Below are 13,281 nucleotides of genomic sequence, written 5' to 3'. Positions count from 1 at the left end.
ATGGGTTCGTGGCAACGGCACGTCCAAGCCGACCGTGGTGGCGGCCCGCGGCCATTGAACACACGCAATCGGATGAGCGGCGGCCTATACCGCAGCCGCTCCCCGGTCACAAGCGCCGCGGACCGGGACAAAGAAAACACGTGAGGCGTGATGGCCCGTAAGACCAAGGCGGCCGCGGATGGCCGACCCAAAGCCCCGCTGAGCGCCCTCCGGCCGCTCCTCCCCTTCGCCCTGCGCTACCGCGTGCGGATCGCCGCGGGCCTGATCGCCCTCGTCTGCGCCTCCGCCTCAACGCTGGTCGTGCCGATCGCCATGCGTCGGGTCATCGACCACGGGTTCACCGCCGACGGCTCGGGGGTGATCGATGCCTATTTCCTGGCTCTGCTCGGCGTCGTCGCGGCCTTCGCGCTGTCGAGCGCGGCCCGCGTCTACACGGTGGTGTCCCTGGGCGAGCGGGTGGTCGCGGATCTCCGCAGCGCGGTCTTCGCCCGGCTGACCCTGCTCGACCCCGCCTTCTTCGACCGGTCGCAATCCGGCGAGATCGTCTCCCGGCTCACCGCGGACGCGACGCAGATCAAGTCGGCCTTCGGGGTCTCGGTCTCGATCCTGCTGCGCAACCTGTTCCTGTTCGTGGGCGCCACGGCCATGATGGTCGTGACGAGCCCGCGCCTGTCCGTGATGGTGCTGGCCGCAATCCCCATCATCGTCTTCCCGCTGATCGTCTCGGGCCGCGGCGTGCGGCGGCGATCCCGAGCGGCCCAGGACCGCCTCGCCGACGCCTCCGCGTACGCGGCCGAGGCCGTCGGGGCGGTGCGTACCATGCAGGCTTTCGGCCGCTCGGCCGCGACGGCGGCCCGGTTCGCCGCAGCCTCCGAGGAGGCCTACCTGGCCGCCCGCGCCTCGATCCGCGCCCGGGCCCTGCTCACGGGGGTCGCGATCTTCCTGATCTCGGCCTCGGTTGTCGGGGTGATGTGGTACGGCGCCCAGGGCGTCCTCAATCACACGATGACGGGCGGCGAACTCTCGCAATTCGTGCTCTACGCCGTGTTCGGCGCGGGCGCCCTCGGCCAGCTCTCCGAGGTCTACGGCGACCTCGCCATGTCGGCCGGGGCGGCCGAGCGGCTCACCGAGATCCTCGCTGCCGAACCCGCAATTCGCGCGCCGTCGCCCGTCATGGCGCTTCCCGAGCCCGCGCGGGGTGCGGTGTCGTTCGAGGAAGTGCGCTTCGCCTATCCGACCCGACCGGAACATGCCGCCCTGGGCGGGTTGAGCTTCACGGCCGCACCCGGCGAGCGCATCGCCATCGTGGGCCCGTCCGGCGCCGGCAAATCGACGGTGTTCCAGCTGCTGCTGCGCTTCTACGATCCGCAGAGCGGCCGGATCCTGGTGGATGGCACGGACATCGCCCGGGTCGACCCCGAGCGCCTGCGTTCCCGCATCGCCCTGGTCCCGCAGGACCCGGTGGTGTTCTCCGGGACCGTCACCGAGAATATCCGTTACGGCCGACCGGAGGCCGGCGAGGCGGAGGTCCGGCGCGCGGCCGAACTCGCCAACGCGCACGGTTTCGTCACGGCACTGCCGCAGGGCTACGCCACCCAGGTCGGCGAGCGCGGCGTGACCCTCTCCGGCGGTCAGAGGCAGCGCATCGCCATCGCGCGGGCAATCCTCAAGGACGCGCCGATCCTCCTCCTCGACGAGGCGACATCGGCGCTGGATGCCGAGTCCGAACGCGCGGTCCAGGCCGCCCTCGCGACGCTGATGCAGGGCCGCACCACGCTGGTGATCGCCCACCGTCTCGCGACGATCCGCGCCGCGGACCGCATCCTGGTCCTCGACGACGGCCGAATCGTCGAGACCGGAACCCATGAGAGCCTTCTGGCGCAGGGTGCGCTCTACGCCCAGCTCGCGAACCTGCAATTCACCGATGCGCTGGACGAAACGGCACGGGGCAAGGAGCCCCGCAGCCGCGGCGAGCGCCTGCCGGTCGCGGACTAGCCGGAGCGGGTCTGGACATCGCCGCGACGGCCGGCGCCGCTCACTGGGCGGAGGCCTGCGCGACGCGGCGATGACGATGCGCAGCCCCGCCCTGCGCCCGCTCCGCCGCAGCCTGGATCAGGCCGACCTGCGCGACGATCGTATCCGTCGCCCGTGCCATCTGACCGGCCAGATCTTTGACGTCCGCGGCGGCGACCGCGAAGCCCTTCCCCTCCCCGCCGTCACGGACCGCCTCGATTGCGGCCCGGAGTGCCATGAGGCTCGTCTGACCGGCGATGCTTGCGAGGAGGCCGGTCGCCTGGTCGGCCACAGCCTCACCCGCGTCCGCCGCGCCGGCAACCCTCGCGCTCGCCTGCATTTGCATCAGCCCGTCCTCGAAGACCCGCACGGCCGCCGCGATCGCGCCGGCCTCGTCATGCGGCTCCTGGTCACCCAGACACTCCATCGTATCGCGGCCCACCGGAGGGCGTCGAGCGGCGTGCCCGTCCGTGGCCGGACCGGGCAGATGGCTGACGTCGCGCCGAGCGGCGTTCGGGAACAGGTTGAGCTTCGACATCGATGACACTCCCCGGATCGCCGGCACCCTGGAGCATCAAAGATAACGAGAGGTTAAATCGATGGTCCGTCAAGACGGCCGCGAATAAACCGCAAATACAGGAGGCAAAACACGCTTCGATGATAGCATGTAAAAATCATACAGATTGAATTGGACACAAATTTTGCGTCTTTATAGCCCTCTTCGACCGGGAATACTGGGCGATCCCGACCTCGCCGGGGGAGCCGGCTCAGATCCTGAGGCCGGATGCGCCTGAGGCCACCGGGTGGGCCGCGCAGCCCTACCGCTCGGTGAGCTTCATCTCGATCCGGCGATTGCGGGCGTAGGCCTCCTCGGTCGCCCCGGCCTCGAGAGGCTGGAATTCGCCGAAGGCACCCGCCAGGAGATGCTGCGGCGGGATTCCCTTGCCGGCGAGGTACTGGACCACCGCGATGGCGCGCGCCGCCGAGAGCGACCAGTTCGACGGGAATTGCGACGTGCCGATCGGGCGCGCATCGGTGTGCCCATCCACCCGCAGGACCCAGGGCAGATCCGCCGGGATCTGCTTGGCGAGATCCGAGATGGCCCCGGCGATGCGGTCGAGTTCCGGCCCGGCCTCAGGCTTGAGGGTCGCGGAGCCGCCCGGAAACAGCACCTCGGATTGCAGCACGAACCGGTCGCCGACCACGCGGATGTCGGGCCGATTGCCGAGGATCTGGCGCAGGCGGCCGAAGAAGTCGGACCGGTAGCGGGCCAGTTCCTGAACTTTCTGTGCAAGGGCGACGTTCAGCCGGCTGCCGAGTTCGGCGATCCGCGCCTGGGATTCCCGGTCGCGGCTCTCGGAGGCCGAGAGGGCGTCCTCCAGGGCGGCGAGCTGCCGGCGCATGGCGCTGATCTGCTCGTTCAGCAGGTCGATCTGAGACAGCGCCCGCTTGGTCGCCCCGCGTTCGGCCTCCAGCTGCTTGTCGAGCGTACCCGCGGCGCCCTGACTGACGGTCGCGGCCTCGGCCTGCACCTTGGCCCGGTCGCGCTCGGCCTCGACGCCCACGAGGGTCGTGCGGAGGTTCCGCGCCTCCTCCTCCTGATTCCGGCGGTTCGTCCGCTCCAAGGCGAGCAGATCGGTGAGGTCGGAGATCTGGCGGTTGAGCTTGGCCAGCGTCTCGTCCCGGCCGGTCAGCTCCTGCGACAGGAAGAACTGCCCCACCACGAACACCGTGAGCAGGAAGACCACCGAGAGGAGCAGCGTCGCCAGCGCGTCGACGTAGCCGGGCCAGACATTGAGCGTTCGCCGGGTCCGCGTCGCCGTGGAGGCCACTAGACGCGCTCCCGGCCCAGCCGGTCGAGCACCTGTTTCAGCTCGCGCTCGCGGCTGGCCTGCGCCTCCACCCAGTCGCGGATCATCTGCTGCTCCGCGCGCATGTGCTGGACGAGACCTTGGATGCCCTCGGCGAGATTGGTCATCGCCTGCGTCGCCGCGCGGCTCCCGCCGCCCTCGGCCACCAGTGCCGTCAGGCGGTCGACGGCGTCCTTCAATTCCTGCGTGCCCGCGGCAGGCCGCACCGCCGCGACGGTCGCCACGGCCTCGGGCGCGGTCGCGCCGGACATCAGCCAGTCCTGCAATTCGTTGTGGAACCGGGCATGGGCCTGCCCCGCCTGCAGTTCCAGGAAGCCGGTGATCAGAGACGAGGCCAAGCCGAACAGCGAGGCCGAGAAGGCCAGGCCGATGCCTGAGAGCGGCACCGCAAGACCGGATTTCAGTTCGTCGAACATCACGCCGGCATCGCCGCCACCGCGCATACCCTTGATGACGCCGCCCACCGCCGACAGCGTATCGATGAGACCCCAGAAGGTCCCGAGCAGGCCGAGCAGGATCAGGATGCCGGCAATGTAGCGCAGGATGTCGCGGCCCTCGTCGAGGCGCACCGCGATCGTGTCCAGATAGCCGGTGGTGCCCGGCAGGGTGGCGCCTCCAGCCCGCGCGGCGATCATCGGCGCCATCGGCGCCAGCAGGGCCGGCGGCCGTTTCACCGGCCCGCCGTTGGCGACGGCGTTGACGTAGGCGGTCTCGCGGAACAGCCGCACAACCTGACCGAAGGCGATCAGGACCGCGATCAGCAACACCCCGAGGATGAGACCGTTGAGTCCGGGATTGGCCAGGAAGGCCGGGGTGATCTGCCTGAACAGGATGAAGGCCAGGAAGCCCACCAGGATCAAGAAGATGACCATGCGCCCGAGATAGATCCCGGGTTGTGCCAGCGGCCCCTTGTTAACGTCGCCGGTTTCTCGGGCGGCCATCCGTCGCTCTAACCTGATCTCATTACGCGGCAGCCGGATGCCGGCGCCGATCGTGGGCACTGTGGGGGTAGGCCCGCACGCGATCAAGTCTCGCGAAGGTCAGCGGGAAGCTATGCCCACCCCCTTCGGGACCGGCGACGCACAAAAGGCTTAAGACCGCCGCCTCGTCCTAAGCCGAACCGGCATCCGCGGCACCGGACGGGACGCTAATCCCAGAATTGCGGCCAGCTCTCCTCCAGATTCGGCCCGAGGCGGAGGGCTGCGACCCGCGTGGCGAGGCCGCGCGCATCCGTCTCCACCGCGATGCCGCTCAGGGTGCCCTCACCGACCGCCACCTCCCATCGGGAGCCCGGAGTCTTCTGGATCATGCGCCGGATCGGCTCGTCCTTCTGCATGCCGATCACCGAATCGTAATCGCCGCACATGCCGGCATCCGACATGTAGGCCGTGCCACCCGGCAGGATCCGGTGGTCCGCGGTGGGCGTGTGCGTGTGCGTCCCGACGACGAGGCTCGCCCTCCCGTCGAGGTAATGACCGAAGGCCTGCTTCTCGCTCGTCGCCTCGGCATGGACGTCGACGATCACGGCGTCGGCCGCCGCGCCGAGGGGGCAGGCGGTGAGTTCCCGCTCCACGGCCGTGAACGGATCGTCCATCGGGTCGAGGAAGACGCGGCCCATCACATTGACGACGAGGACGCGGGCGCCTCCCTGCGTCTCCACGACGGTCGCGCCGCGGCCCGGCGTACCCGGGGGATAGTTCGCCGGCCGCACCAGGCGTGGCTGGCGGGCGATGAAGACCATCGCCTCGCGCTGGTCGAAACTGTGATTGCCCAGCGTTACTGCATCGGCACCGGCCTGGATCAGTTCGTCGCAGATGGCCTCGGAGATGCCGAAGCCGCCGGCCGCGTTCTCGCCGTTCACCACCACGCAGTCGAGGCGCCACCGCTCACGCAGGCGCGGCAGGCGCTCGCACACGACGGTGCGGCCCGAGCGCCCGACGACGTCGCCGAGAAAGAGCAGGCGCATGGGTCAGGCGGTCCTGTCGCAGCGGATCACGCCGGACTCGGTGATCACGAACTGGAGGGGTCGGTCGTGTGGCTCGGCCGGCACCCGCTCCACCTCCTGGGCGGCGAAGCCGATGCCGACGGTCAGGACCGGACGGGTCCGGGAGAGGCGCGCGATCGCGCCGTCGTAGTAGCCGCGGCCGTATCCGATACGCTGACCGGTCCGGTCGAAGGCGGCGAGCGGGACGATCAGCGCGTCGGGCTCCACCGGCGGAAGCGACGGATCGGGCTCGCTGAGACCGAATCGGCCGGCGATCAGGTCGTCGCCGATGCGCCATTCGCGGAACACCAGGCCATCCGGCGTGACGTGCGGCAGGGCAACGGCCTGGGCGCGGGCGCGCAGGCCCTCGACGGCGGGGCGGGGATCGACTTCGCTGCGGATCGGCCAGAAGGCCCCCACCAGACGGGTCTGGGCAAGCTCGGGCAGCGCGAGCAGCGCGCGTCCGATCGCCGCCGAGGCGGCCTGCCGAGCCGCGGGATCGAGGGCGTCGCGGGCTGCGAGGGCAGCGCGGCGGAGTTCCGCCTTTCGGGCGACGTCCGGAGCTTCGGCGCTGGCCAGGGGAGGGGTCGGGTGCGGAGCCACGTGAGCCGTTGGAGGATCGATCCCGGGAAACCTACAGCGTAGGTGGGCGCCGTGTTGGCCAAGTCCAGGGACGAGGCCAGGGACAGCTCCCGAGGGAGTCGATAAGGCCCCGGGGATAGTGCTCCTGACGAACTCTGCAGCCCCGCTGTCATCATGTAGCGGTCCTGACCCGATCCCGCCAGAGCCGTGCGTACCAAAAACCGCAGGTCGTCGCTTCAGGCCGGCGCCGCTCCGCCGTCTTTCGCGCTGGCCGCTCGGGCCCGGGCCACCGCGAGAATCTCGATGCGGCCCTCCTCGTCGGCGACCGACTGCCACAGGCGGATCAGCTCGATGAGATCGGCCAGCGGGCGCGATGCCGGAGTCCCGAAGAAGGCCGCAATCGGCACCCCGGTCACGTCCGCGATCCGACGCAGATGGGCACTGACATCGCGCCGCCCACCGGCCCGGTCCTCGAAGCTGGCTGTCTGCATAAGAGCGCACCCAAAATTGGATCGCAGGCCGCGAAGTTAGACAATGCTACGTCGCCACGTGATCAATACAATTTATCCGATGGGATAATAGAGTATGCCGCAGCGGTTATCCACGCCGATGGCGCTCCATATCGGTGAAAGCCGCATCACGGGGGCCGCCGTCTTTGCGTGGCTGGCGAGCCGGCTAGGTCGGCCTGCCGACAGACCTCCGCGATGCGGCGACGTGTGCGAGCCGCGCGCCACCGACATGCTGTAGCAACAATCGAAACGACGCAGTCATCCGGGACCGCGCCGCGTGCCGATTGTTTACCATGCCCCCAGTCATCCGCGCGATTGAGGCGCTGATCGGGGTCCCGATACATTGTCCGCAGACTGCGCGACTCTTGCAGTAGAGAAGGCGCCCGCGAGGGACCGACCCGGATTGAGACGACGGTGACCGATCGTGGCACAGATCGACCATAACATCGCTGTCGCGACGTGGCTCGCCCCCGTGCAGCCGGCTCATCCCGAGCGTCCGGGCCCGAACCGTCCGGACACGACGGCCGAGCTGGGCGACCTGTGGCGGATCCTGTGGCGGCGCAAGCGGCTGGTCTTCGGAACGGCGCTGCTGCTCGGACTCACCGTGCTGGCCTATGCCCTGATCACGCCGTCGCTCTACACGGCCACGGGACAGATCCTGATCGATCCCCGGGACCGTCAGGTCGTCACCAACGACGTCAATCCCGCCGCATTGTCGCCGGATGGTGGCATCGCGCAGGTCGAGAGCCAGGTGAAGGTGATCGAGTCGGACGCCGTCCTGGGGCGGGCGGTCGATCAGGCCGGCCTCGAGCGGGTGCCAGGCTTCGGCGTTCCGCAGGAGAGCGGCGTCACCCGTGCGTTGGCGTCCCTTCGCGAGATGCTGACCGGACCGAGACCGGAACGGCGCGTCGATGCGCGCGGCCGCGCCCTCGACCAGCTGCGACGCCGGCTCGCGGTCAAGCGCGCCGACAAGGTGTTCGTGATCGACTTGGTCGTCACCACGACCGACCCCGATCTCTCAGCGCGGATCGTCAATGCCATCGCGGGCGCCTACCTGACGGACCAGACCGAGGCCCGCTCGGACGCCGCCAAGCGCGCCGCGGGCGATCTGCGCGGGCGCCTCGACGAGCTGCGGAACGCCGTCAACACCGCCGACAAGAAACTGGAGGATTACAAGGCGCGCAACGGCCTCATCGCCTCCAGCGGCCGGCTGGTGAACGAGCAGCAACTCACCGACCTGAATGCGCGGCTTGTCGCGGCACGGGCTCGGACCGCCGAGGCCAAGGCGCGCCTTCAGGGGATCCGCGACGCGCGCGGGCAGGCGATCGGGTCCGGAGCGATGCCGGAAGCCGTCCAGTCCTCAGTGATCGACCGGCTCCGCGGCCAGTACGCGGAACTCGCGGCCAAGGAGGCGGACCTGCGCACCAATCTCGGCGAGCGCCACCCGTTCATCGCCGCCGTGCGCACGCAGATGCAGGACGTCCGCCGGCTGATCGACGCCGAGCTGAACCGGATCGCGGGCGCCGCCGAGACCGAGTCCCAGCGGGCCCAGGCCAACGAACGGACCCTCGCGGCGGAGCTGGAGCGCCTGCAGCGGCAATCGGCGGTCAACGCCCAGTCGTCGGTGCAGCAGCGCGAGCTGGAGCGGGAGGTCGACGCGGCGCGCTCGGTCTACAACGCCTTCCTGGTCCGCGCCCGGGAGATCAAGGAGCAGACCAGCATCGACAGCTCGAACGCGCGGATCATCACCGCGGCGCGGCCGCCGCAGGATCCGAGCTGGCCACCGCGCCTGATCCTGGTCGCCGCCGCCCTCGCCGGCGGCCTCGGCCTCGGCGCCGGTCTCGCGCTGACGCGGGAATACCTCGCGCCGACCGTGCTCTCGTCCCGGCAGTTGGAGCGCCTGTCGAACGCCCCGGTCGTCGCGGTGCTGCCCGGCCTGCGGCCGGGCGGCGCGAGCGCGAGCGCGGCGAGCATGACGCTCGATCACCTCGCCGCGACCTCAAGCAGCCGCGGCCGCTCCCTGGCGCTGCTCGTGACTTCGGGCGAATCCGACGATGCGGAGCGCCGGGCCGTGATCGCGCTGCTCGCCGCCGTGGCGGTCGGGCGCGGCGACCGGGTTTTGCGGATCGATGCCGATCTGCGATCCGACGGCTCCGGCACCGGCGGCCTGCTCGACGTGCTGCGCGGCGAGCAGAGCCTCAACGCCGTGACGCAGACCGACCCGGCCTCCGGTGCCCGCCGGATCGGACTCGGCGATACGGTGAAGCCCCTGCGCGACGCCCTGACACCCGCCAACATCGAGCGCTTCATCGCAGGCGTGAAAGGACGCTTCGACCTCGTGATCGTGGATGGCGGCGTGCTGACCGAGAATCTGCGGCTCGGCCCTCTGGCCGCCGCCGCGGACCGGCTGCTGCTGGTCGCCTGCAACGGTGCGACGCGCCAGCGCGATCTGATCGACCTCGTCGACACGTCGGAGGCCCTCGGCCGACCGGTCTCCGGCTCCCTGCTCCTCACCCGGCGGACCGCGTGAGGACCCTCCGGCAGACCGCCGTCGCGCGCCGCCGCGCCGCGGTGGCGCGTCCGGGTCCGGTTCTGCGGGTCCTTCTGCGGGTGGAAGCGGCGGCGCTGTCACTCTGGGCCCTCCTCCTCGTCGGGGTCTCCGGCGGCCTTCTGTGGGTGCTGGGGCTCAACTACGAGGGGATCACCGGCTCGGCCGCCTCCAAGATCCACCCGGCCACCTATCTGGCGGTGATCCTGATCGGCTGGACGCTGGTGCGGGCGGGCAATCCCGTGATCCCGGTGGCAGGCGCGCTGAACCGACGGCCGGCCAGCGTGCTCCTGGCCGCCTGCGGCGTGGCGCTCCTCGCGCTGATCGCGGCCCGGGGCGGCGCGGGCCTCGCCGGCTCGATCGATACCTTCGTGCTCGCCGGCCTCATCCCGATCCTGCTGATGGACCGCGACGCCGCCACGCTCGGCCGGCTGGAGACCGTCTTCCACTGGGTCATGCTCGCCAACGCCCTGCTCGGCCTGTTCGAACTGGCGAGCGGCCAGCGATTCTTCCCCTATCGGTTCGACGGCGTCGCGTTCGAATCCGACACCCGCTCGGCGGCGTTGCAGGGGCATCCGCTGGCCAACGCGACCTTGACGGCCTGCTACATCCTGGCGCTCGCCAAGGGTGGTGGCCGGCTGGCGCCGATGGCCCGCGCCGCGATGATCGGCCTCCAGCTGGTCGCCCTCGTCACGTTCGGCGGTCGCTCGGCCACCGTCACGACACTGGTTCTCGGGAGCGGCGTGGGCCTCGTGGCCCTGAACCGCACCCTGCGCACCGGCCGCGTTCCGCTGGCGGCGGCGGCCGGTGCCTGCTTCGCCCTCACCCTGCTGCCGGTTCTGGTCGCTATCCTGGCCGCTGCCGGCTTCTTCGACACCCTCCTGGACCGGTTCGTCTCGGACGGCGGCAGCGCCAAGGCCCGGGTCGACATGCTCTCGGTCTTCGACGCGATCCCGTTCCGGCAGCTCCTGCTCGGCCCCGACTTCCTGCAGGTGAACACCCTGCGCCGGATCTACGGGCTGGAATGGGGCATCGAGAATTCGATCATCTCGGCCGTGCTCTATCACGGCATCCTGGTGACGGCGGTGCTGGTGATCGCGGTGGGGCTCTACCTTGCGGAGGTCGCGCGGGACTGTCGGCGCGGGGTCTGGCTGCCGATCCTGGCCTTCGTGATCCTGGTGAACACCTTCGAGGGCTTGGCCGGCAAGACCACCCTGCTCGCCAAGTTCGCCCTGATGCTCATCGTGCTGTTCCCGCCCCTCCCCGCCCGGGGGCGCGTCTGATTGGGAGCGAAGAGCGGCCGAATCGGCGGCCGTTTCAGGACCGGCTCCGGAGCCCGAGCGCTGCGACGAGGGCGGGATCGGCGACGTGAGCGTCGTCCATGAAGCCGAGGCCGTCGAAGAGATTCCAGAACGACCAGGCGAACCCATTCGTCTCGGCCGCCATCCGGACGTCGCGGATATAGGCGGCCCGGTCCGGAGCCCGGGACGCCGTGAACCGGGCATCGGTGCGCAGGGCCCCGAACTCGCCCATCAGAACGTGTCCCGGGGCGATGCCGTAGAGGTCCGCCCAAGTCGACACCGGCGCCATCGCGTCGGCGATGTAGGCGGGGCCGGGCGCGGCCTCGAAATAGTCGCGCAGCTTCGCTTCAATCACCGCCCGATCGCGCGCCTTCTCGGCCTGCGTCACCGTGCGGTCCGCGTCCATGCGCGCCTCGACCACCGCCAGCGTCTCCCGCAGCGTGCCGCGCGACCCGGGCCAGGGAACCGCCGTGAGCCAGCGATAGAACGGCTCCTCTGTAAGCCACGTCGCCCCCTGATGGGAGAACAGGTACGGCTCGTAGAAGTGGAACGTGTAGAGCAGCGGCGAAAACCGCGCGAGGGTGCCCGGATCGAGCGCGGTCAGGCCGGCGACGAGACTGCCGCAGGATCCCGTCGCCACCAGGGTCAGCGCCGGTGCCGCCGCCCGGGCCGCCTCGAGGAGCCTGTTCTGGACCCGATTCCAGGCGAGCGCGCCGCAGGCCTGCGGCGGCTCGTTCACCGGTTCCAGGGCCACTTGGCCGGCATCCTTCCGAGCACACAGGCGCGCGAGGGCGCCGACGAGGTCGCGATAGGCGGAGAACAGCAGCGCCCGGTCCGAACCGTAGAACGCGTCGGGCGTGTAATGGTGAGTCGCGGCATTGGCCTGGACATTGACCACGACGCGCAGCCCGGCCGCCAGGATCGCATCGATGGCGGCGGAGAGCGCATCGAACAGTTCGGTGCGCCGGGTGCCAGTGAAGGCCACGAAGGGTCCGGGATCGAGGGGCAGTCGCACGAAGTCGAAGCCGAGATCGGCGAGCTGCCCCAGGTCGCGGGGCGTGGGTATCGGCCGGCCGGCTTGGAAGGGCGGCCAGGCATAGTCGGTCCGCGGAGGCGGATATTCGGTGGTCAGCGAGAACCACGGCCACAGGGCGATGCCCCGACGCAACGCGATCGGCGCAGGCGTCGCTCGGGCGGGTCGCGCCCCCGCCGCTGCGAGGGCACCGACGAGCAGGGAGCGCCGGCTTGGGCCTACCATTCCGGACCGGCTGCGGCGCCGACGAGAACGGCGCCGGGTTCGGTGGCCGAGACGTCCGGCGCCGGCGGATAGCCGCCGACCCGGCGCAGCGTGTCCTCATAGGAGGCCAGCACGTCGTCCCAGCGGAACCGCTCGGCGCGCCGCCGTGCGGCCTTGCGGGCCGCCGCGACCGCGGCCTCGTCGGCGAGGACATGCGCGATCGCTGCGGCGCAGCTGTCCCGATCCGAGAAGTAGAACTGATCGTCGCCGGCCGTGCCCCGGTTGAACGGATTGTCGTGGGCGATCACGGCGTTGCCTGCCCACAGCGCCTCGACCAGCGACGGGTTGGTGCCGCCCACGGTGTGACCGTGGAGATAGGCCCGCGCATGAACCCGAAGGGCCTGAACCTGCTCGGGCTCATAGATGGCGCCGGGGAACAGCACCTCGGGCGAGGCGGCATCCTCCACGGCGCGATGGTACGGGTTGCCGACATTCAGCGTGCCGAGGACGACCAGCCGCATGCCCCGGGCGCGGCGTGAGAACGCCTCGACGAGCGTCAGGATGTTGTTGTCCGGCTCGATGCGAGCGATCGAAACGAGGTAGCGATCGGGCTCGAGCCCGAGGGGCGGCGGTCCGGTTTCGGCCGGAGGGTCGCCGCCATACGGAATGGTCGTGATGGCCGCGCGCGGCCGGCGTCGGGCGAGATGGTCGGCGATCCCGGGATGGTCGGCCACCAACCGCTGCGAGGACCACGCGGCGATCCACTCGCTGACATAGAAGAAGGCGCGGACGGGCAGCGACCATTTCGGACGGCGCCACTCGATGCCGTCCATGTTCGTCACGATCCGTCCGCCGCGCGCCCGCAGGTAGGGCAGGAACACTGCACCGTTGTACCCGAGCACCAGGCACACTCCGCCGCGTGTCGCCGCATCGTGCGTGCAGATGGCGTCGAAGGCGAGAGTCGCGGCAGGGCCGCTCAGGCCGGTCTCCACGGTGATCAGTTCGACGCCGTTCCAGAGGCGAGTCGAAATGCGCTCCTGCACCGTCTCGACGTCGCGCTGACAGTACACCCCGACCTGCCATCCGCGGCCGGCCAAGAACAGCGCCAGACGTTCGGCAAAAGTCTCGAAGCCGCCATGCGCAGCCGGAATTCCGCGCGTGCCAAGAATAAGTAGTTTCGGTGCGCGGTCAGCCATGGACCTTCCTTCCCAATTAAGGGCCCCTATTGTAAAGCCC

At 70.2% G+C, this 13,281-nt stretch carries 11 protein-coding genes and 1 other RNA gene; 3 read left to right on the top strand and 9 right to left on the bottom strand.

The features are described 5' to 3' along the window. Positions 1-150: 150 nt before the first annotated feature. Complete coding sequence (locus BM396_RS16885; RefSeq protein WP_043382659.1) at positions 151-1,995, top strand: ABC transporter transmembrane domain-containing protein; 1,845 nt, start codon at positions 151-153, stop codon at positions 1,993-1,995. 40 nt (positions 1,996-2,035) lie between these two features. Here the strand turns inward: BM396_RS16885 and BM396_RS16880 are convergent, their stop codons facing one another. From BM396_RS16880 to BM396_RS16850, 7 genes are all read right to left on the bottom strand, one after another. Next, the gene (locus BM396_RS16880) at positions 2,036-2,551 is read right to left on the bottom strand and encodes a methyl-accepting chemotaxis protein (protein WP_244538890.1); all 516 of its coding nucleotides are present in this window, start codon (positions 2,549-2,551) and stop codon (positions 2,036-2,038) included. A 280-nt stretch (positions 2,552-2,831) separates the two neighbouring features. Then, entirely contained in the window at positions 2,832-3,845 is a 1,014-nt protein-coding gene (locus BM396_RS16875; RefSeq protein WP_043382656.1) for a peptidoglycan -binding protein, read from the bottom strand. Next, complete coding sequence (locus BM396_RS16870) at positions 3,845-4,825, bottom strand: MotA/TolQ/ExbB proton channel family protein (RefSeq protein WP_043382654.1); 981 nt, start codon at positions 4,823-4,825, stop codon at positions 3,845-3,847. Before BM396_RS16870 ends, BM396_RS16875 begins: the two co-directional genes overlap by 1 nt. Before the next feature lie 206 nt (positions 4,826-5,031). Beyond that, positions 5,032-5,850: a TIGR00282 family metallophosphoesterase gene (locus BM396_RS16865; protein WP_043382652.1), complete on the bottom strand. Its 819-nt coding sequence runs from the start codon at positions 5,848-5,850 to the stop codon at positions 5,032-5,034. A 3-nt stretch (positions 5,851-5,853) separates the two neighbouring features. Then, positions 5,854-6,471: a 5-formyltetrahydrofolate cyclo-ligase gene (locus tag BM396_RS16860; RefSeq protein WP_081948664.1), complete on the bottom strand. Its 618-nt coding sequence runs from the start codon at positions 6,469-6,471 to the stop codon at positions 5,854-5,856. Next, a non-coding RNA gene (ssrS, locus tag BM396_RS16855) (6S RNA) lies at positions 6,461-6,617 on the bottom strand. The genes BM396_RS16860 and ssrS overlap by 11 nt, the downstream gene beginning before the upstream one ends. 69 nt (positions 6,618-6,686) lie before the next feature. After that, positions 6,687-6,866: a hypothetical protein gene (locus BM396_RS16850; RefSeq protein ID WP_244538889.1), complete on the bottom strand. Its 180-nt coding sequence runs from the start codon at positions 6,864-6,866 to the stop codon at positions 6,687-6,689. Positions 6,867-7,383: 517 nt separating this feature from the next. On the opposite strand from BM396_RS16850, the gene BM396_RS16845 reads away from it, so the two are divergent. Next, positions 7,384-9,489: a GumC family protein gene (locus tag BM396_RS16845; RefSeq protein WP_043382644.1), complete on the top strand. Its 2,106-nt coding sequence runs from the start codon at positions 7,384-7,386 to the stop codon at positions 9,487-9,489. Further along, positions 9,486-10,790 (top strand): VpsF family polysaccharide biosynthesis protein, encoded by a 1,305-nt coding sequence (locus BM396_RS16840; protein ID WP_043382643.1) that lies wholly within the window; start codon positions 9,486-9,488, stop codon positions 10,788-10,790. Before BM396_RS16845 ends, BM396_RS16840 begins: the two co-directional genes overlap by 4 nt. Positions 10,791-10,824: 34 nt before the next feature. Here BM396_RS16840 and BM396_RS16835 read toward each other — a convergent pair whose 3' ends face one another. Together BM396_RS16835 and BM396_RS16830 are read right to left on the bottom strand one after the other, a co-directional pair. Beyond that, positions 10,825-12,066 carry a glycoside hydrolase family 5 protein gene (locus BM396_RS16835; protein ID WP_043382637.1) on the bottom strand — a complete coding sequence of 414 codons (1,242 nt, stop codon included), beginning with the start codon at positions 12,064-12,066 and terminating at the stop codon, positions 10,825-10,827. Beyond that, a complete protein-coding gene (locus BM396_RS16830; protein ID WP_043382634.1) occupies positions 12,060-13,241 on the bottom strand; it encodes a DUF1972 domain-containing protein in 1,182 nt (393 codons plus the stop codon). The genes BM396_RS16835 and BM396_RS16830 overlap by 7 nt, the downstream gene beginning before the upstream one ends. Positions 13,242-13,281: the final 40 nt, after the last annotated feature.

Source organism: Methylobacterium sp. UNCCL125 (assembly GCF_900116795.1).
Taxonomy (GTDB): Bacteria; Pseudomonadota; Alphaproteobacteria; order Rhizobiales; family Beijerinckiaceae; genus Methylobacterium; species Methylobacterium fujisawaense.
The sequence above is the reverse complement of the archived record's forward strand: the minus strand, read 5'-3'. Positions and strand labels throughout refer to the sequence as shown.